At 58.9% G+C, this 20,091-nt stretch carries 18 protein-coding genes; 6 read left to right on the top strand and 12 right to left on the bottom strand.

What is annotated here, in order from left to right; translation table 11 throughout:
* Nucleotides 1–68 precede the first annotated feature (68 nt).
* Both KQ659_RS13265 and KQ659_RS13270 read right to left on the bottom strand, forming a co-directional pair.
* A complete protein-coding gene (locus tag KQ659_RS13265) occupies nt 69–419 on the bottom strand; it encodes a helix-turn-helix domain-containing protein (RefSeq protein WP_216680622.1) in 351 nt (116 codons plus the stop codon).
* Between the two features lie 19 nt (nt 420–438).
* Complete coding sequence (locus KQ659_RS13270) at nt 439–732, bottom strand: type II toxin-antitoxin system HigB family toxin (RefSeq protein ID WP_216680621.1); 294 nt, start codon at nt 730–732, stop codon at nt 439–441.
* Nucleotides 733–975: 243 nt separating this feature from the next.
* On the opposite strand from KQ659_RS13270, the gene KQ659_RS13275 reads away from it, so the two are divergent.
* Together KQ659_RS13275 and KQ659_RS13280 are read left to right on the top strand one after the other, a co-directional pair.
* Entirely contained in the window at nt 976–1,713 is a 738-nt protein-coding gene (locus KQ659_RS13275) for a toxin-antitoxin system YwqK family antitoxin (RefSeq protein ID WP_216680620.1), read from the top strand.
* 62 nt (nt 1,714–1,775) lie between these two features.
* The gene (locus KQ659_RS13280; RefSeq protein ID WP_216680619.1) at nt 1,776–3,692 is read left to right on the top strand and encodes an ABC-F family ATP-binding cassette domain-containing protein; all 1,917 of its coding nucleotides are present in this window, start codon (nt 1,776–1,778) and stop codon (nt 3,690–3,692) included.
* A gap of 280 nt (nt 3,693–3,972) precedes the next feature.
* Here the strand turns inward: KQ659_RS13280 and KQ659_RS13285 are convergent, their stop codons facing one another.
* Together KQ659_RS13285 and KQ659_RS13290 are read right to left on the bottom strand one after the other, a co-directional pair.
* The gene (locus KQ659_RS13285; protein WP_216680618.1) at nt 3,973–4,173 is read right to left on the bottom strand and encodes a hypothetical protein; all 201 of its coding nucleotides are present in this window, start codon (nt 4,171–4,173) and stop codon (nt 3,973–3,975) included.
* A gap of 381 nt (nt 4,174–4,554) precedes the next feature.
* On the bottom strand, nt 4,555–4,941 hold the full coding sequence (locus tag KQ659_RS13290; protein ID WP_216680617.1) for a hypothetical protein: 387 nt from the start codon (nt 4,939–4,941) through the stop codon (nt 4,555–4,557).
* A gap of 164 nt (nt 4,942–5,105) precedes the next feature.
* Between KQ659_RS13290 and hppD the strand changes: the two genes are divergently transcribed.
* The 4 genes from hppD to KQ659_RS13310 all read left to right on the top strand — a co-directional run bounded on the left by hppD (nt 5,106) and on the right by KQ659_RS13310 (nt 10,020).
* Nucleotides 5,106–6,239 (top strand): 4-hydroxyphenylpyruvate dioxygenase, encoded by a 1,134-nt coding sequence (hppD, locus tag KQ659_RS13295; RefSeq protein WP_216688414.1) that lies wholly within the window; start codon nt 5,106–5,108, stop codon nt 6,237–6,239.
* Between the two features lie 151 nt (nt 6,240–6,390).
* On the top strand, nt 6,391–7,644 hold the full coding sequence (locus tag KQ659_RS13300; RefSeq protein ID WP_216688413.1) for a T9SS type A sorting domain-containing protein: 1,254 nt from the start codon (nt 6,391–6,393) through the stop codon (nt 7,642–7,644).
* A gap of 130 nt (nt 7,645–7,774) precedes the next feature.
* Nucleotides 7,775–9,511 (top strand): phospho-sugar mutase, encoded by a 1,737-nt coding sequence (locus KQ659_RS13305; RefSeq protein ID WP_216680614.1) that lies wholly within the window; start codon nt 7,775–7,777, stop codon nt 9,509–9,511.
* Nucleotides 9,512–9,591: 80 nt separating this feature from the next.
* The gene (locus KQ659_RS13310; RefSeq protein ID WP_216688412.1) at nt 9,592–10,020 is read left to right on the top strand and encodes a hypothetical protein; all 429 of its coding nucleotides are present in this window, start codon (nt 9,592–9,594) and stop codon (nt 10,018–10,020) included.
* A gap of 536 nt (nt 10,021–10,556) precedes the next feature.
* Here the strand turns inward: KQ659_RS13310 and KQ659_RS13315 are convergent.
* The 8 genes from KQ659_RS13315 to KQ659_RS13350 all read right to left on the bottom strand — a co-directional run bounded on the left by KQ659_RS13315 (nt 10,557) and on the right by KQ659_RS13350 (nt 20,090).
* A complete protein-coding gene (locus tag KQ659_RS13315; protein WP_216688411.1) occupies nt 10,557–11,396 on the bottom strand; it encodes a DUF4249 domain-containing protein in 840 nt (279 codons plus the stop codon).
* Between the two features lie 143 nt (nt 11,397–11,539).
* Nucleotides 11,540–13,831 carry a TonB-dependent receptor gene (locus KQ659_RS13320; RefSeq protein WP_216688410.1) on the bottom strand — a complete coding sequence of 764 codons (2,292 nt, stop codon included), beginning with the start codon at nt 13,829–13,831 and terminating at the stop codon, nt 11,540–11,542.
* 203 nt (nt 13,832–14,034) lie between these two features.
* Nucleotides 14,035–15,465 carry a hypothetical protein gene (locus KQ659_RS13325; RefSeq protein ID WP_216688409.1) on the bottom strand — a complete coding sequence of 477 codons (1,431 nt, stop codon included), beginning with the start codon at nt 15,463–15,465 and terminating at the stop codon, nt 14,035–14,037.
* Nucleotides 15,466–15,472: 7 nt separating this feature from the next.
* Nucleotides 15,473–15,649, bottom strand: a complete 177-nt coding sequence (locus tag KQ659_RS13330; RefSeq protein WP_216680609.1) for a hypothetical protein — start codon at nt 15,647–15,649, stop codon at nt 15,473–15,475.
* A gap of 24 nt (nt 15,650–15,673) precedes the next feature.
* The gene (locus KQ659_RS13335; RefSeq protein WP_216688408.1) at nt 15,674–16,138 is read right to left on the bottom strand and encodes a hypothetical protein; all 465 of its coding nucleotides are present in this window, start codon (nt 16,136–16,138) and stop codon (nt 15,674–15,676) included.
* 338 nt (nt 16,139–16,476) lie between these two features.
* Nucleotides 16,477–18,162: an ABC1 kinase family protein gene (locus KQ659_RS13340; RefSeq protein WP_216680606.1), complete on the bottom strand. Its 1,686-nt coding sequence runs from the start codon at nt 18,160–18,162 to the stop codon at nt 16,477–16,479.
* Nucleotides 18,163–18,296: 134 nt separating this feature from the next.
* Nucleotides 18,297–18,866: a phasin family protein gene (locus KQ659_RS13345; RefSeq protein WP_216688407.1), complete on the bottom strand. Its 570-nt coding sequence runs from the start codon at nt 18,864–18,866 to the stop codon at nt 18,297–18,299.
* A gap of 249 nt (nt 18,867–19,115) precedes the next feature.
* Entirely contained in the window at nt 19,116–20,090 is a 975-nt protein-coding gene (locus KQ659_RS13350) for an alpha/beta hydrolase (RefSeq protein WP_216680604.1), read from the bottom strand.
* Nucleotide 20,091 lies beyond the last annotated feature (1 nt).

Raw genomic sequence — 20,091 nt, forward strand, 5'->3', positions numbered from 1 at the left:
ATCCTGCGCCCCCGCCGCGACGGGGAGTGTCGGGTGCGGCGGGAGGGGCGGCGGCACAATAGCTAAGCCTAAGCCGCCTCCAGAATAAAATCGGCCGGAATATTCAGCGTCTTATGAAGCTTCTTGGCCAGACTCATGGTCACGCTGGTTTTGCCATTGAGCAAGTCGCTGAACCGGCTGGCGGGGATGCCGAGCAACTCGGCCATCTGCTTGCGGTTGAGCTGGCGGTTGAACATCTCTATTTCCAGCCGGCCGATGAGCGTATCGGGCCGCACTGGGCCGTGGCCAGCCCGAATTTCGTAGTCGTCAATGGCTCCGGCCAGGGTCGCAATAGCCGCGTCGCCCTCGGGAGCCATGGTAATAAGCCGCTTCAGTTCCAGCAGCGCGGCTTGGTATTCAGTGGCGGTGCGAATAGTCATAGCAAGAAGGTTTATAAGATTAAAGCGTGCTCACGTCAAGCTTATCGTAGTCGGCGTGCGTGCCGATGAACAGGATGTACAGCGTGCGGGTGCTGAAATGCACCAGCGTAATCACCCGCAGGCGGTTGCCGCACACATCAAACACCAGCCGGTCGGGGGCCACGTAGTCGGTATTCCGATACGTCTGCTTCACGGCCAGAAAATCCTTCCAGCTGGCGGCGCGGGTCACGTCGTACCACTCGTTCAGCGCCCTGGCGCAGCCAGGGTACCGAATGGCCGCTTCCTTCACCGCCGATTTAGCCAGCACCACCATACGATTACATATTTTGTAATTCTCTAACGTTTCTGCGAAGCTAACAGTTTGCGGCTGGCCAACAAAGCGCGGTTGCATCGTTCCCGCTGCCCCTCCGCCCCCGCCGCGACGGGGCGTGTCGGGGGCTGCGGCAGGGGCTGGAGGTACTTGATGTGGCTTTAAGCTAAGTTTGATTCTCGTTATCTCCAGCCATGCCACTAAATGCAGAGAACTATTAAAAATCGGTTTGCCTCCTTGCTACTCATGTGCTTCTCCTTTTGCTATGCGGGGTGTTCAGACAACCAACGTATTCACACGGAGAATCTATATTTTCCTAATGGAAAGCTAAAAGCAGCAGCCTCCATGAAAGGGAAAGCCTTACATGGGCTTATTACATGGTATTATCCGAATGGCAAGGTGGAGAGTATTTCTAACTGGTACGAAAGCAAGCGAAATGGTAGCGCACGTCTATATTCTTCTGCTGGTATTCCAAAAGAGTTTGCCTATTACAAGAATGGAGTCAAAGTGAGTACAGTGTTATTTGATTCTCTAGGTAAGCCTGAGGAACGTCGGACTCTTAACGCAGCAGGGCGCGAAGTATTAATCAGGAATTACAAAAATGAGAGCCAGCCTGCCAGTAGCACATTTATGCCTATTGTAGAAGCTAATGATACAATTGTATGGGGAGAGAAATTTACAGGGTATATTCATTTCGGTTACCCTCTAAAGAGCAAAGTGACAATGTTGGTGGGTAGACTAGGCAGAGATTTGAAAGCAGAAGAACGGTACCCTTTACTTGATACCTTTCAAGTTGTGCACCAGAATAGAGATGGACGCTTTTATTTCTCATTCCCCCCAACTCATCTTGGAGCCAACACTTTCGCCTACAAATTTATTCAGCCCGACAGTCCATGGACGAACATTCCTGAAGATTCATTATCGGTTGATGAAATGTCCGGGTCCAGACCATTCTTTGTCAAGAAGCCAACTGTACAGCGTTAGCTAACGGAATTGCTTTCCATAAGACAAAAACCCCGCCCGCCCCGGCCGTACCTTTACACACTATGAATCTGTTATCCGCCGAGAACATCTCGAAGAATTACGCCGACCGCTGGCTGTTTCAAAACCTCAACTTCGGCCTGCAACAAGGGCAGCGCGTGGCCTTTGTGGGCATCAACGGCACCGGCAAAACCACGCTCATGCGCGTGCTGGCCGGCCTCGAAAACCCCGATACCGGCTCGGTGAGCGTGCGCAAGGGCATCCGCGTAACCTACCTGGGCCAGCAGCCCGTGTTCGACGAAAGCCTGACCGTGGAAGAAACCATCTTCGCCAGCCAGAACGACACGCTCAAGGCCATCCAGGAGTACGAGCACGTCATCAACGACGAAAACCACAAGCCCGACGACCTCCAGCGCGTGCTGGAGCGGATGGATTCGCTGAACGCCTGGGACTACGAAGCCCAGGTGCAGCAGATACTGGGCAAATTGGGCATCCTCGGCGAGCTGCTCCAACGCAACGTGAGCATGCTCTCGGGCGGGCAGCGCAAGCGCGTGGCCCTGGCCCGCGTACTCATCGAAGAGCCCGACGTACTGCTCCTCGACGAACCCACCAACCACCTCGACCTAGCCACCATCGAGTGGCTCGAAAACCGCCTGAACTCGCCCAGCCTCACGCTGCTGATGGTGACCCACGACCGGTACTTTCTGGACAAGGTGGCCAATGAAATCGTGGAGCTCGACAAGGGCCAGATGTACCGCTACCAGGGCAACTACGCCTATTTCGTGGAGAAAAAGGCCGACCGCGAAATGCGCGAAACCGTGGAAGTGGAGAAGGCCCGCCAGCTCTTCAAAAAGGAGCTCGACTGGATGCGCCGCATGCCCCAGGCCCGCGGCACCAAGCAAAAAGCCCGCATCGACGCCTTCTACGTCACCAAGGAAAAAGCCAGCACCAACCTCAACAAGCAACAGATTGAGCTGAGCGTGAAAACCACCCGCCAGGGCGGCAAAATCATCGAAGCCCACAACCTGACCAAAAAATTCGGCGACCTCACCGTGCTCGACGATTTCAACTACGTCTTCAAGAAAAAGGACCGCATTGGCTTGGTCGGCCCCAACGGCGTGGGCAAATCCACACTCATGAACATGCTCACCGGCAAGCTCCAGGCCGATTCCGGCACCATCGAAGTGGGCACCAACACCGTGTTCGGCTACTACACCCAGACCGAGCTGGAATTTGACCCCACCCAGCGCGTCATCGACATCGTGAAGGAAGTGGCCGAAGTGGTGGAGCTCGCCAACGGCGACGTGCTCACCGCCAGCCAGTTCCTCAACCTGTTCCTGTTCCCGCCGGCCCAGCAGTACACGCTGGTGAGCAAGCTGAGCGGTGGCGAAAAGCGCCGCCTGCAGCTGCTGCGCGTGCTCATTAAGAACCCCAACTTCCTCATTCTCGACGAGCCCACCAACGACCTCGACCTGGGCACGCTCAACATCCTGGAAGACTTCCTGATGCACTTCACTGGCTGCCTGCTCATCGTCAGCCACGACCGGTACTTCCTCGACCACCTCGCCGAGCACCTCTTCGTGCTCGAGCCCGGCGGGGCCATCCTCAACTTCCCCGGCAACTACACCGACTACCGCGACTACCTCGAAGAGCGCGAAACCGAAGCCGCGCTGATTGAGGAAGAAAAGGCCGCTAAAGCCGCCCGCGCCGCCGCCAAGCTGGCCGCACCAGTTGCCGTGAGCACGGCCGTGGCTCCTTCGCCCCAAAAGCGCCGCGCCACCTTCGCCGAAAAGAAGGAGTACGAGCAGCTCGAAAAAGTCATGGCGACTTTGGAAGCTGAGAAGGAGGAAATCACCGCCAAACTGAACGGCGGCAGCGGCTCGCCGCAGGACTTCGCCGCGTGGGGTGCCCGCCTGGCCGCTATTGAGAAAGAGCTGGGCGAGAAGGAAGAACGGTGGCTGGAATTGGCTGACCTCGGGTAAACGCCACCCCAAACCGGCCCATTAAATGAGCCAATGACTTATAAAAACAATAGCCCCGGCAAGTTGCCGGGGCTATTGTTTTTAACCAAATAGCTGAACTAATACGGCGGTGGGAACCAATATGCCGCTTATTATTAATCCGTTTCGTTGAGATTTTTTCTGATGGCGGGCGCTTTCAATCAGCCAGGCAGAAGGCAATGTTTGCATAGCAGTAAAGGAGTATAAGAGTGGAAAGGAATCGAAAGGCACGGTAAACGCTATGGCATTCAGCAATTATTCACTATTGCCGTTTGCGCACCTGGGCGAACTCCAGCGGCACCATGCTGCTTTCTGCCGAGACCTTCACGACCAGGCCATCGGCGGCGTCGTAGCACGGAAAGTAGCGGTAGCCGCGCACCTGCTGGCCGGGTTCGAGCGTCACTTTGCGCAGGGCATACTCCTGGAACATGGCGGCGCGCTGCTGGAGTACGTCGGCGGCCACGGCGTGCTCGATTTTAGACGCGGTGGAGATGAGCTGTAGGCCACGGCCGCATCGTGGATGGCGGCGCGGTTCTGGTACTGAGCGGGCGTTTCGCGCTTGCCGATGCTGGCCACATCCGTAGCAATGCTGGCGGCCCCGAGGGCCAGCCCCAGCCAGTCGATGCGGGCCGCTTTTGTGGCTTCGTTTTCAGCCCGGTCGTGCAGGGCCGTTATTTCGGGTTCGGGGTCGAAGGCATTTATCGGGGCGGGCAGCAGGCTCGGCTAGGCGATAGAGCATTTTGCAAATTATAATTTTTGAATTATAAATTATAAATGGAGTTCAGCCATCAAATGCTTGCTACGCAAATTTATAATTTATAATTCAAAATTTATAATTCAAAGCCTACGCTTTCCAGAGCTCCTGCTGCACCTGCTTGCCCACGGTGAGCATGATACGTACCGGATTTGGAATCAGCGTAATGCGGGCTTCCTTGCCGGGGTATTTCTCCGAATCAACCCACACGCCTTCTTTGGGCGTGGGCGTAGCGCCGGGGTTGCTGGGCAGGTAGGCGGTGGGCAGCAGCACGTCGGTGTCCGATTTCAGGTCGGTGTGCACTTTGTCGAGCGCCGTTTCCAAGAAGTCGCCGTATTCGTCGTTGAAGTCGTCTTCGAGGTCGTGCAGGGCTTCTTCCACTTCGTCGTAGCGGGCGTCGTCGTATTTAAGGGTGTGCAGCTCGGCCTTTTTTTCAATCAGGGCCACGAGGGCGAGGTTCAGTTCTTCGGTATTCATGGGGGCGCTAAGGCAGATGATTGGGCACAAAAATGGGAATGATTTGCTAAACGCGCGCCATTGGGGCTCCGGGTTTGGGCTGGTTTTGGCCAATTGTCGCCCCAAACCAATGAAAGCCGTATTTTTACCCAGTCATTCACCCCGCCAATTTTCCCTTCCCACCCATGCAAACCATGACCTCGCCGGCAGTACTAGCCCAGCCCGCCCAGGATTTCCTTCCCCTCAAAGGCACCGATTACGTCGAATTCTACGTCGGCAACGCCAAGCAGTCGGCCTACTTCTATCAGGCGGCATTCGGCTTCGAGCTGGTGGCCTACGCCGGCCCCGAAACGGGCCTGCGCGACCGCGCCAGCTACGTGCTTCAGCAGGGCAAAATCCGCCTCGTGCTCACCACTTCCCTCCTGCCCGATTCTGAGATTACCCGCCACGTAGCCCAGCACGGCGACGGCGTGAAGGTGATGGCCCTGTGGGTGGACGATGCCCGCCAGTCGTGGGAAGAAACCACCAAGCGCGGTGCCAAATCGGCCTTCGAGCCCTATACCCTTGATGATGAGCATGGCAGCGTAACGCTATCGGGTATTTATACCTATGGCGAAAGCATCCACACCTTCGTGGAGCGCACCAACTACAGCGGCCCGTTCTTGCCCGGCTACGTGGCCAAGAGCAGCCTCGTGCCGCAGGGCGCGCCGGTGGGCCTACTGCATGTCGACCATTGCGTGGGCAACGTGGGCTGGGGGGAAATGAACCAGTGGGTGAAGTTTTACGAGGACGTGATGGGCTTTAAGCTGCTCCTCACCTTCGATGACGAGGACATCAGCACCGAGTATTCGGCCCTGATGAGCAAGGTGGTTTCCAACGGCAACGGCTACGTGAAATTCCCCATCAACGAGCCCGCCGAAGGCAAGAAAAAGTCGCAGATTGAGGAGTATCTCGACTACTACCACTCGCCCGGCGTGCAGCACATCGCCATTGCCACCAACGACATCCGCGCGACCGTGACCGAGCTGCGCCGCCGCGGCGTAGATTTCCTGTCCGTGCCCGGCGCGTACTACGAAGACCTGCTGGAGCGCATCGGCGCGATTGACGAAGACCTGGAATCGCTGAAAGCCCTGAACCTGCTCGTGGACCGCGACGAGGAAGGGTACCTGCTCCAGATTTTCACCAAGCCCGTGGAGGACCGGCCCACGGTATTCTACGAAATCATCCAGCGCAAAGGGGCCAAGAGCTTCGGCAAGGGCAATTTCAAGGCGCTGTTCGAGAGCATTGAGCGCGAGCAGGCGCTGCGCGGCAACTTGTAAGCCCGCCGCAAGCCGACGGCAGCTCCCGGAACGTCATGCTGAGCGCAGTCGAAGCATCTCTACCGCAGTAGTAATGAGTTACTATTGTGGTAGAGATGCTTCGACTCCGCGGACGCAAGATGAAGCATGACGTTCTTCTTTTGGTGCCGCCATGGTCAAAACCGCTACTCTTTTCCTGCTCCTGCTGGTTCTCACGGCTGCTTCGGGCCGTGCCCAAAGCGGCTGCACCGACCCGCGTGCCACCAATTTCAACCCCACCGCCACCGTCAACGATGGTTCGTGCCAGTACGCGGGCACCAGCACGGCGCTGGTGACCAAAGCTGCGCTGGCCAGCGCCGTGCCTGAATCGTCGGGGCTGCAGTTCACCGGGCAGGCGCTGTGGACGTTCAACGACAGCGGCAACGCGCCGGTGCTCTTCCGGGTCGATTCGGCCTCGGGCAGCGTGCTGCAACAGGTCCGCATCACCAATTTCCCGAACGTGGACTGGGAGGACATCGCCGCCGATGCCCAGTACCTGTACGTGGGCGATTTTGGCAACAACAACGGCAACCGGCGCGACCTGCGGGTGCTGCGGGTGCTGAAATCGGCCATCGGTACGGCGGCCTCCGACTCGGTGACTGCCGAAGAAATTGCCTTCAGCTACCCCGACCAAACCACTTATGCCCCCGGCACCAACAACCACAACTTCGACTGCGAGGCATTTTTCTATTTCAACGATTCGCTGCACCTCTTCACCAAGAACTGGGCCGACCACCAAACCAAGTACTACACCATTCCGGCGCAGCCCGGCGCGTGCATTGCCCACCTCAAAGGCACATTTAATGTGAACGGCCTGATTACCGCCGCCGATATCAACCCCGCCGACTCGGCCGCGGGCCTGCTGGGCTACAACAGCAGCACCGGGTCCACCTTTCTGTGGCTGCTGTCGGACTTTCAGGGTGGCCGGTTTCTGCAGGGCAACAAGCGCCGGATTGAGCTGCCCAATGCCTTGGTTATTGGCCAGGCCGAGGGCCTCACGTTCATCGACCGCTACCGCGTGTTTATTTCCAACGAGCGCCTCACTACCATTTTTACGGTACCGCAGCGGCTTTACGCCCTCAATACCAGCCGCTGGCTGGCCCCAGCCGTGCCCACGGGCACCCGCAGCCGGCGCGGCCGGGTGAGCGGCTTCATCATTGCCCCCAACCCGGCCGGTCCCAGCGTGCGCCTTGAGCGGGCCGATGGCCCACCCGGCAACCTCACCCTCACGCTACGGGATTTGCAGGGCCGCACCATCCTCAAAACCCGCATGGCGGCGGCCGAAAAAACCGTGGAAATAAACACGTCGCAGGTGGCAGCCGGCATGTATCTGCTGACTATTGACGCTGAGGCCGGTACATTTTCGAGAAAAATAGAGATTCCGTAGGGGTGTACTGGCAGTGAGCTGATTGCCTGCCTCCACCCGCCGGCGCAGGGGCCAACGTGCCGGTTTTTCATCCAAACCTCTTTCCTTTACGGCCGTTTCTGAGCTGACCAACCCTCCTTAATTCCCTCCCATGCCCCTCTCCCCTGAAATCCAACACACCATCAGCACCTGGCTCACGCCCGAGTACGACGCCCAGACCCAGCAGGCCATCCGCGATATGCAGGCCGCCGGTCAGGACGATGCCCTCACCGATGCGTTTTACCGCAGCCTGGAATTTGGCACCGGTGGCCTGCGCGGCATCATGGGCCCCGGCTCGAACCGCATGAACCGCTATACGCTGGGCATGGCCACCCAGGGCCTGTGCAACTACCTGTTGCACAGCTTTCCCAATCAGGAAATCAAGGTTGCCATCGCGCACGACAGCCGCAACAACAGCCCCGAATTTGCCGAAATAGCGGCTGGTATTTTTTCGGCCAATGGCATTATCGTGTATTTATTCGACAGCCTGCGACCCACGCCCGAATTGTCGTTCGCCATTCGGGAGCTGGGCTGCCAAAGCGGCTGTGTAATAACGGCTTCGCACAACCCCAAGGAGTACAACGGCTATAAAGTGTACTGGAACGATGGCTCGCAGGTGGTGGCCCCGCACGACACGAATATTATTATCGAAGTCAATAAAATCACCAGCCCGAACGAGGTGAAATTTGCGGCCGATAATTCGAAGATTATCCGCATCGGGGCCGATATGGACGCGAAATATTTCGCCGAAGCCAAAAAGCTCAGCATCGACCCGGCCGCCATTCGGCGCCAGCACGATTTGAACATCGTGTACACGCCCATTCACGGCTCGGGCATTACGCTGGTGCCGGGCCTGCTGCGCGAATTTGGCTTCACCAACGTGAACGTGGTGCAGGCCCAAGCCACGCCCGACGGCAACTTCCCCACCGTGCAGTCGCCCAACCCCGAGGAGAAAAGCGCCATGCAGCTGGCCCTCGACCAGGCCCAAGCCACCAACGCCGATATTGTGCTGGCCACCGACCCCGACGCCGACCGCGTGGGCGTGGGCGTGAAAAATGATAAGGGCGAATGGGTGCTGCTGAATGGCAACCAGACGGCCGCCATGCTTACCAACTACCTGCTTTCGGCCCGGCACCGCGCCGGCCAGAGCACGCCGCAGGATTTCATCGTGTACACCATCGTGACCAGCGAAATCCTCGGTGATATTGCCCACGAATACCAGGTGAAGAGCTACCGCACGCTCACCGGCTTCAAGTACATCGCCGGCCTGATTCGCGACTTGGAAGGCCAGGAAACCTACATCGGCGGTGGCGAGGAAAGCTATGGCTTCCTCATCGGCGATTTCGTACGCGACAAGGACGCCATCTCGGCCTGCGCGCTGGTGGCCGAAATGGCCGCCGTAGCCAAGGACCAGGGCCGCACGCTCTACCAGGAAATGGTGGCCATGTATGCCCACTACGGCCTATATGTGGAGGATTTGATTTCCCTCACCAAAAAAGGCCAGCGCGGTGCCGAGGAAATTCAGGAAATGATGGCCAGCCTGCGCGCCAACCCGCCCGCTCACATCGCGGGCCTGAAAGTGGTGGAAATCCGCGACTACAAAACCGGCAAAATCCACGACCTGGCCACCGGCCTCAGCACCGAAACCGGCGTGGAAAGCTCCAACGTGCTCCAGTTCCTCACCGAAGACGGCAGCAAGATTTCGGCCCGCCCCAGCGGCACCGAGCCCAAAATTAAGTTCTACTTCAGCGTGAAGCAGCCGCTGAAATCCGCCGTGGATTATGATTTGGCCAACCGCCTGGGCCACGAGAAAATCAAGGCGATAATTGCGGATATGAAGCTGCAATAACTGCTAATTGAGCGCTAATCAGATTATAATACCCCGATGAGCTAGCTCTCGGGGTATTTATTTTTCACGCAATTATTACTATGACAAATATTGACATTAACAGCCCCAGGTTTTTGACTAGAGAAACGATGGCTGCTATTGTCTTCGCAGCAGCAGGAGTCTATTGGGTCTATTGCAACAACTTGTTTACAGGACTCTTCGGGCTGCTATTAGGAGTCAGCTTGGGATTTATGTACAAAGGAATTAGCTTGGACCTGCCTGGCAAGCGCTACCGCATTTACACAGGACTATTTCAGTTTAGGTTCGGGACTTGGGAAATGCTGCCTCCTGTAACTGGAGTTACTATCAAGTATTTTTCGGAAATAATAGCATCAGGTAAACCTGGGCGAATGCGTGAGGATAAAATTGGCCATTATATATTAATGCTTTCAAGAAGCAACTCTGCACAAGGAATAATTCTGCAACGTTTCAGTTTGGATGAAGAAGAATATGCAATAGGAGTTGTTTAGAAAGTCACAAAAGGTGCTCAAACGGTCATGCAGAGCGCAGCGAAGCATCTTGCTCACCTCGTCAGGCCCGTTCAACGATGCGAGCAAGATGCTTCGCTGCGCTCTGCATGACCGTCCGGGGACTTTCTAAACAGCTTCATAATGCTGGGGCAAAAAATCAGCGAGGTATTTCAAGTTCCGCTAGCCATATTTTTATAATGAAGCTGTTTTGAATATGGCGTTGCTCCGGTCCGACCGGTTGCCGCCAGAACGCCGCCTGCGGTTGTTCGGGCGATGCTAACGGCAACCGGTCTGACCGCCTAGGGCGGTCAGACCGGAGCCACGAACCAGAACCGACTTCTTAAACAGCTTTAATACCTAATCAAAACTTATCATATACTCTGCATTTCAATGGCGCGATTAAATACTAGCGCTAATGACTTCCCTACTGGAATTATTGCATCACATCTTTCGTGAATCGTGAATAAATAGTCGTCTACGGGAACAGCTACTGCGAGCCGGCGGCTGAAAAAGCCAATAGTTTGACATCATTTTTTTTACAATTTCGGCACCAGGATGGTGCGCCGCCGCACCGAATGCGCGCTGAAATACCCCAGCACATCGCCCGTAAAGTTCGATTTTGGGTTGGCCGGCGAGGCCGTGGCCATGCCCCCGCCCTGCAAGGTCAGGTTGAGGGTGCGGAAGTATTCGTACACGTTCACGTCTACGTTTTGCATTTCTACGCGCAGGCTGTCGCCGGCCACGAGCTTGTCGGCATCGGTGCTGCCGCCGCCGCCACCACCGCCCGTGCCCAGGCCACGCACGTTGGGCTTGCCGTCGGTGAACTCGTCGTTTTGCAGGTAAACATTCTTGTTCAGGCGACCATTGCGGTACTGCCGGAATAGGTAGTAGTTGCGCGTGCCCGCCGGGTCCAGGTAATCCGGCAGCGCCTGAATATTGCTGCCAATAGCCGATTTCTGCACCCGCAGGCCCGACAGCGGCACCACCGGCGAGGGCAGCGTGGATACAGCTACGTAGGCCTGCCCATCGGCCTCTACGCGCAGGGTGTAGCGCCGGCCCGGCTGGCCCAGAATGGTGCTGCCCCGGTACTGGCCGGGCGTGGTGGTTTCGCGCAGGGTTTCGAGGCCGCCCGCGTCGTTGCTCAGCGTGACTACAGCCCCGCTCACGGCCGGGAAAACATTGGTATCGGTATAGCTCACGCTACGCGCCAGCAGCACGGTGCAGGGCTGCCCGTCGTCGGCCAGGTTGCCTTCGATGCTCAGGCGCGGGGCGCTGGCCTGCAGGTCGAGGGTGATGACTTTCTGGCAGGACGCGGCGAGCAGCAGGGTGGCGGCAGCGGCCAGGCAGCGCAGGGTGAAACGGGTTGGGGTTTCCATAAAGAGAATCTGGAGCGTCATACTGAGCGAGGCCGAAGCATCTCTACCGCACAACTATTGCATTCGATTTGATTACTTACACGGTAGAGATGCTTCGGCTTTGCTCAGCATGACCGCGCTTTTTTCGTTCTGAAACTTTTGCCTTAGAAATTGAAATTGTACGTGGCCGAGGGCACCATCCGGAACAGCGCGGTTTGCAGCGCCTGCGTGCGCGAGGCGTCGTTCGGATTGGTTTCGAACGTGATGCTATAGGGATTTTCGCGGCCCAAGACGTTGTAGATGGAGAAATTCCAGCTGTGGTGGAAGCGGTGGCCTTCCTTCTGCGGCTTCTCCAAGGTGGCCCCCACGTCGAGGCGGCGGTAGCCGGGCAGGCGGTCGGCGTTGCGCTGGCCGTAGAGGCTCACCACCTGCCCGGCCACGAGGTACTTGCCCACGGGGAAGGTCACGGCGTTGCCGGTGCTGGCCACGAAGGTGCCCGACAGGCTCCAGGCGGGCGAAAGCTGGTACACGCCCACCACCGAAAGGTCGTTGGGCCGGTCCTGCCGGGCGTTGAACCAGCTGCCGCTGTTGATATCGGTGAACTGCCGCTCCGATTTGCTCAGCGTGTAGCCCACCCAGCCGGTGAGGCGGCCGGTTTCCTTTTTCAGCAGCAGCTCGATGCCGTAGGCCCGGCCCTTGCCGTAGAGCAGCGTGCTTTCCACATCCTGGTTGCCGCGCAGCTGGGTGCCGTCGCGGTAGTCAATCTGGTTTTGCAGCCACTTGTAGTACACTTCGGCCGAAAACGAGTAGCCTTGATTAACTCCCAGCTTACGGAAATAGCCGCCCGACAGCTGGTCGGCCAGCTCGGGCTTCACGTTGTTGGTGGTAGGAACGTACAAATCGGTGGGCGACGACGCGGCCGAGTTACTCAGCAAATGCAGGTTCTGCACGTTGCGGGCGTAGCCGGCTTTTAGGGCCGTATTGTCCGACAGCTGGTAGCTCACCGCCAGGCGCGGCTCCAGGTTCAGGTAGGTTTTGATGACCTGGCCCGACGAATAGCTCTGGCTGCTGAGCACCGTGCCGGCCAGATTATAGTTCGAATACGTGCCCGCGCCCAGCAGGCTGAAGGCCGAAATTCGCAGGCCCGTGGTGAAATCCAGCTTGTCCGTCGCCGCCCACTCGTGCGACACGTAGGCGGCCGATTCCAGCGAATAGTTGGTTTTATCGGCCGTGGAATTTACCGCCGCATCGGCCGCCGCCGTAACGTGGCCGGGCGTAATGGTGTGGTAAATGGCATTCAGCCCGAAGCGCAGCGTCTGCTTCGAACTGGGCGTGAACTCGAAATCCTGCTTCAGATTCCAGTCCTTAATCTTAGAATCGATGCTGAAATCGGAGTCGTTGACCCGAATTTTTATCTGGTAATCGTACTTGCTGTAGATGAACGAAGTATTGGAAAACAGCCGGTCGGTGAACAGGTGGTTGAAGCGGAGCGTGGCCGTCTGGTTGCCGTAGTTATTCTCGAAAGTATTAATTCCCAATACGTCGCGCCCCAGGTAGCCCGAGAAGTAGATGCGGTTGCGGGCATCGAGCGTGTAGTTGGCTTTGGCGTTGAAGTCGTAGAAGTAGAGCCGGGCGTTCTTAGTAGTTTCGTTGTTCGACAGCTTCAGGAAGATGTCGGCGTAGGTGCGGCGGCCCGTCACCAGAAACGAGCCTTTGTCCTTCACAATCGGCCCTTCCAGCGCCAGACGCGAGGCAATGAGGCCAATACCACCGCTGCCGTGCAGCTGCTGGTTGTTGCCGTCGTTCATCTTAATATCAACCACCGACGACAGCCGCCCGCCGTACTGCGCCGGCATCCCGCCCTTGTACACCGTCAGGTCCTTGATGGCGTCGGAATTGAACGTCGAGAAGAAGCCGAGCAGGTGCGAGGCGTTGTACACGGGCGCTTCGTCGAGCAGAATCAGGTTCTGGTCCACGTTGCCGCCGCGCACCGAGAAGCCGCTGCTGCCCTCCCCCGCCGTTTTGATGCCCGGCAGCAAAGTCAGGGTTTTGATAACGTCCTTCTCGCCAAACAGCACCGGCACCTTGGCAATCTGCTTCATATCCAGCGTTTCCACGCCCGACTGGGCTTTGCTGATGTTGGCCTGGCTGCTGCGGCCGGTCACCACCACTTCGTTCAGCTCCTGCCCGCCGCTGGCCAGCTTGAAATCGAGCCGCTGGCTTTTGTCGAGCGTCACCTGGCGCGGCTGGGCGGCGTAGCCCACAAAGCTGGCCTCCACCATGTAGGTGCCCGCCGGCAGCGTGAGGGTGTAAAAACCGTAGGCATTAGCGGCGGTGCCCGTGCCCGGCAGCTCCAGAATGCGGATGGAAGCGCCGGTCAAGTCCTCGCCCGTTTTGGCATCCTTAATGGTGCCGCTGATGGTGACGCGGCCCTGGGCCTGAGCCGTTTGCGGCATAGCACCGGCCAGTATGATGCCGGCCGACAGCCAGGGCCAGCGCCCCCCACAAATAGATTGAGCCAGCCAATAAAAGGAAAGAACAGCGGAACGAGTTGGTTTCATGCCTCAAAACTACCGCCCAATTGTGCCTACCCTTCTGCTTTTATGCCAATGACTGGAAAAGCCAGACGACTACCGCTATCCCGCCCATGCTTTCCACGCTACAGCCGCACCCCAATACCCGGCCCCAGCATGTAGAACCACCGGCTGGTGCCCAGCAAATACCCGCCCCCCAGGTAGAGCGGAAACGTGAACTTGGCCTCGCGCCGCGTGGGGTACACCGAGCCCAGAATCACCACGCCCAAATCGCGGTTGGTGCTGCTGCTGCCCAGGTTGAAAGCATTGAGCACCACGAAGCCCGCCCCGATTTTATAGGGCCGCAGCCGGTTGATTTTGTTGGGGCTGTAGAAGCTGAACTGGGCCAGCGTGGCCAGCGAGATACCGCCCAGGTCGCCAAAGCCCGAGTCGCCTTGCTTGTGGGTGAGCAGGCCGGCCGGAAAGCTCACGTCGATGTCGAACTTGTAGCGGCGCTTCAGCACCAGCTCTACGGTTTGGGTGTAGCCGGGCTCGGCGTATTGGCTGGACTTATGCTTGACCGTGACCACGATGCGGCTCCATTCGTCGAGGTCGTAGGTTTTGCGGCCCAGCAGGGAGTTTAGGCTGAGCGGGTCGGTGCGGCACTGCTTGTCCTGGTAGAAAGCGGCGCGGGGCGAGTTGTCGCCGGGGCACGCCAGCAGACTTTCCACGTTGCGCAGCTCAATCAGCTCGCCCTTGCTGTTGAGGGTGCGGATTTCGAACGTCAGGTACTGCTTGCCAAACAGCAAATCGGGCGTATCAATGGCGTTGGGGTTGAACTGAAACACCACGTCCCGAATAGTGCCGTCGTAAAGCACCGGACCGTTGAGCCGCGTGATGGGCCGGGCCGCGTCGCCATACGCCACCGACACGAAATCGAGCGGGTGCGGCCGCTGAAACTCTTTAATGCTCAGTGCGTAGCTCGTAGCCTGGCCCGCGTTGTAAACATTGCTTTTCCGCTTATCATAGCTCACCGGCACCCGCACGCGGTACACCAGCCGAGCATCGGTCCGCACCGACGAATCGGAAGGAATAACCGGCAAGTCCTCGAACGAGATGCGGGCTTTTTGCAGGCCCTCGCCTTCGAGGCGCACGTCCACGGTTTCGCCGGGACTCACGCTCAGGCCGGACGTCCATTCGCCGCCCCGGTGCAGCACCTGCACGTTCCGAATCACGGTTTGGGGCGTTATATCCAAGTTAGTGAGGTAGCGGGCCACGTCATTTTCCTTGATGTAGAGGTAGCCTTCGGTCTGGCGGTGGGTGTTGTAGGGGCGCAGGTAGCACAGCACCCGGTCGTTGCTGAGAAACTGGCGGGTGAATATTTCAGCGATGAGCTCTCCGCCGGGTTCCTCCTGGTCTTCAACGCGGTAGGCATGGCGCAGGTCAAAGCTGCAGCCGTTGTCCAGAATCAACTCCGTGCCCTTGCGGCGGCTCACGTCGTCCATGGTCACGCTGCGCTTGTCGGGCGACAGGAAGCGCAGGCGGCTGGACTTCACGTTGAAATCCTGCTTCAGCACCGGCAGCTTAGTAGCTGATGCGGTTGCCGGCCAGCAGAATCGGGCGCTCGGTTTGCAGCTTCACGGCCAGCGTGTGCAGGCCCAGCTGGTTAGGCAGCACGTGCAGGCGCAGGGTGCCGTTGGCCTCGGCCACCAGGAGGTAGTCGAAATCGGCGCCGCGCACCCATTCGCCGGTTGCATGCACGTTGTGCGTGTTCGAGCTGATGAGCTAAAACGCCTTTTCTTCGCCCACAAACAATTCGTTATCAGCCACTCGCAGCGCCAGCGCAGTGTACACCAGTAGCAACAGCGGCACCACCTCGCGGCGTGGCTCGCGCCCGGCCGAATCGGCGGCCTGCTCCACCACCAGGCGCAGGAAGCGGCTGCTGGTCAGGTTCTGAAACTTGAGGCGCGTGCGAAAACTACCGTCGCCTTCCCGGGTCAGCGAGTCGAGCTGCTGAAAATCGGGGTTACGACGAAGGCGCAACGGCTTGGTACTGCTGCCGTTGGCCGGGCAGAGGCGCAGCTCTACGGTTTCATCGTCGCGCCGGAACCAGAAGTACAGCGTGGATATGCCCTGTACCAGCGTGGTGTTGCGGCTCAGCAAGTAGGTGGCGGTATCGGTGCGCAGGCTGGCTTCGCGCAGTACCGGCGGGCCGATTGGCACCATCTGGGCAACGGAGAAATGCGGCATCAATCCCCATAAAATTCCAAAAACAGCAAACGCGACGCGGGCGATGAAGGAAGCAGATATTGCAGCAGGCGGGCCGAAATACCCCCGCACAGCCGCAAAGGTCGAACCACGCAAGGCCCACAGCCAAACCCTTAGTTCAAATTCAGTCGTTGACTGAATTGCTGGCCTGCTGGCGCGAGTTGAGGCGAAGCCGTAACCCGTGCCTGATATAGTGGGAGGCTGCGCCTCCCCTGCCGCGCCAGCAGCAAGCTCGACCGCCCCGTCCCAATGGGAGGCCCAGCCTCCCCGAAAGTCTGGCACGAGTTCCGGCTTTGCCTCAACTCGCGCCAGCGCTGACATTACGACTTCTCGCGCCGCCGGGTGCCCAGCAGCAGCAGTATCAGCAGCAGGAAGCCGGTAGCGCCCAGGCTCCACCACGTTATTTCGGGCACGCCCCGGTGGTAGGGCATGGCGGCCGAGTAGTGGCCCAGCAGCGACAGCCCCGAAAACAGCAGCCCGCCCACGCACAGCAGCGCCAGAATGGTGCGGCTCACCAGCTGGTCGGCCTTACGCAGCAACATGGTGTAGCCCACCAGCTCGAACTTCAGGCGCAGCTCGCCCTTGCTGATTTTGCGCACAATCTGACGCACATCGGCGGGCAGGGTTTGCAGCAGGGCCAGCAGCTGCGTGCCCGTGTATTCGGCCTCGGTAAGCAGGTTTTCGCGCGAGTATTGCTCGCGGATAATCTTGGCGCCGTAGGGGGCCACAAATTCGAAGGTGTTGAAATTCGGGTGCAAAACCTTGCCGATGCCTTCCAGAATGACCAGCGCCCGCAGGATAAGAAACACCGCGCCCGGCACCTGCAGCTTGTAGTTGTAGATGATGCCCTGGAGCGCGTCGGCCAAGTCGCTCATGCTCATCTCCTTCACGTCGAGCATAGCGAAATCCTCAATCAGCTGGCTGAGGTCGGACTCGAAAGCGCGCATGTCGGGGATTTCGGCCGTGAGGGCCAGCCGTCTGAAATTCAGGGCCATGCTGCGGGCATCCTGCCGCGCCATGCCGATGAACACGCCCGCGAAGGCATATTTCTGCTGCTTGGTGAGGCGGCCCACCATGCCGAAATCGATGAGCACGATGGTGCCATCGGGGCGCACCAGCACGTTGCCGGGGTGCGGGTCGGCGTGGAAAATCCCGAACTCAAAAATCTGGGTCAAGTAGATGTCCATGCCATTTTCGGCCACCGTAGCGGGACTCAGGTCCCAGGCCAGCAGCTGCGCCTTGTCGGTAATCTTGCAGCCGCTCACGTACTCAATCACCAGGATGCGCGCTGTGCTCAGCTCACGGTAGGGCTTGGGCACGTAGAACGTGGTGTAATTCTCGTAGAGCTTGCGAAACTGCTCCATTGAGCGAGCTTCGGCCGTGTAATCCAGCTCCTTGCTCATGCTGCGCTCGAAGGCATCCACGATATCCTGCGGGTTGGCCAGGCCCTGCTTTTGCAGGAAGCCGGCCGTGAGGCGCACCAGCTCGCGCAACAACGCCAGGTCGGAGCGCACCTTTTCGCGCACGCCGGGGCGCTGCACTTTCACTACTACTTCCTCGCCCGTGAGCAGCCGCGCCCGGTGCACCTGCCCGATGCTGGCCGAGCCCAGCGTAGTATCATCGAACTCGCTGAAGACCTCCGAAATCGGCCGCCCCAGCTCCTCCTCGATAATCTGACGGGCCAGGGCCGTTTCGAAGGGCGGCACATTACTCTGCAGCTTCTCAAACTCATCAATCAGGGCTTCGGGCAGCAAGTCGGCCCGGTTGCTCATGGCCTGCGCCAGCTTGATGAAGGTGGGGCCTAACTCCTCGATAATGAGGCGCACCCGCTCCCAGCGCGTGGTTTCAAACACCTGCCGCTCGGCCCGATGCCAGCTCAGGCGGCGCGCCTGGCTCACGAGGCGGCGCAGCGGCGTGGTCGTCACCACATCCTCAAAGCCGTAGCGCAGCAGTACCTCGGCCACCTGCCGAATGCGGGAGAGGTTGGAAATCGTATTTTTAAACATTGACCGCAGATTTACGCAGATTAAACTGATTTCACGGATTCGGACGAGCTATGCCTCCGTTTCGGGCCGGTGGTATTACACAAAAAACCCCGCTTGCGAACAGCAAACGGGGTTTTGCACTAGCAGGCAAATTACTACGAGTTGCCCTCGCCGCTGGTCGCAGCAGTCGAAGCAGCAGGCTTCGCGGCGGCCTTCGCGGCCGGTTTGGCAGCAGCTTTGGCGGCCGTAGCAGTTGGCTTGGCGGCAGATTTTGCGGCGGGCCTGGCAACAGGTTTAGCAGCGGCAGCAGCCGTAGCGGCGGTTGATTTCTGGGCGGTGCCGGCGGCGGCGCTCACGCGGTCGGCCACGTTTTTCACGGCACCGGCGGCGCGGCTGGCGGCCTGGTTGGCGGTGGTTTTAGCAGCTTGTACTACACCAGTAGCTTTGGCAGCGGGTTTTTTGGCGGCGCTTTTGCCTTTGGCAGGCTTGGCATCGGCGAGGCCCACGGTGCTCTTGGCACGGTCCACGATGCCCTGGAACTGCTTTTCGAGCTCAACGCGTTTGGTTTCGCCGCTTTTCAGCAGCTCATCCACAATTTTCTTGCCCTCGGCCTGAGTCATCTTATTGTCCTTCACCAATTTCTCAATGGTGCTCTGGACCGACTTACTGCCCTGGGCGATGTAGCCGACGCCAGCATTTACGAACTTTTTAAACAAATCTTCCATGATGCAGGAAACGAGTTGGAGTGAAAGAAATAAAATGGAACCTACTGTATAAAAGCTTGTTGCCATACCAAAGTAGTATGCAAGCCGACTAAATTCGATACAAACCTACATACACGCGCCAACATAGTTGAGCGGTGTACGCCGGATTTCTTCAAAAGTGGCCTAAAATCATCAAAAAGAGAATTTATTTTTCAATTTTCTGAATATTTCACCTTCGGCCCAACGCTGCACAACGCGTTCAGCGACAGCTTATGCGGCGCGGCGACGCAGCGACACGCGCCGCTCGGCCAGCGGCAGGCGCACGGGCGCGGCCATCGGCTGGGCCCACATTTCCGTCAGGAAGGCCGCCACCTGGTCGAGGGCTTGCCGGGCTTCGGGCACCACGCGCCAGAACAGGTGCCACCAATGCACCAGTCCCTCAAATGGTTGCAGGGTTACAAGCACCCCGGCAGCCTGGGCTTTGCGGGTGAATTTCACCACGTCGTGATACAGTACTTCGGCCGTGGAAATCTGGATGAGCAGCGGCGGCAGGCCGTGCAAATCGGCCTGCGCGGGCGAGAGCAGCGGGTGCGTGAGGGGCGTTTTGTGGGCGTAGAGGGGGCCCCAGGTACGCATTTGCAGGGCTTCGAGCAGGAGGCCTTCTTCGCGGGCCACGCGGCGCAGGGCGGTGATGGGCAGGTTGAGATCGGTCCAGGGCGAGAGGCCGATGCCGGCGGCGGGCAGAGCTTCGCCAGCATCGCGCAGGGCCAGCAGCAGCGCTAGAGCGAGGCCGCCCCCGGCCGAGTCGCCACCCACCACGATGTTGTGTGGCTGGTGGCCGTGGCGCAACAGCCAGCGGTAGGCCCGGCGGGCATCGTCGAGCGCGGCTGGAAACGGGTGGTCGGGGGCCTTGCGGTAGTTGATGGTGAGCACATTGAGGCCCGTGCGCTGGGCCAGGCTGCCCACCAGGCTGCGGTGGGTGTTCAGCGAGCCCAGCACGTAGCCGCCGCCGTGCAGGTAAAGCAGCACCCGCGTGGCGTGCGCGGCGCGGGGCCGCAGCCATTCGGCTTCAAGGCGGTTATCGAGCCGAAAGCTCTCCAGATTCACCTTCCAGGGCATAAACTGGAATAGTGCGCCGGTTTCCATGGCCAGCCGAATGGCCCCCACGCTGGGCTTGCGGCGGGCCAGCGGCGCGGCTGCCGCCGTGAGAAACTGCTTGAGCAGCAGGTGTTGAAACGAGGGCATT

The sequence above is a fragment of the Hymenobacter siberiensis genome (genome assembly GCF_018967865.2).
In the GTDB taxonomy this organism is placed as follows: domain Bacteria; phylum Bacteroidota; class Bacteroidia; order Cytophagales; family Hymenobacteraceae; genus Hymenobacter; species Hymenobacter siberiensis.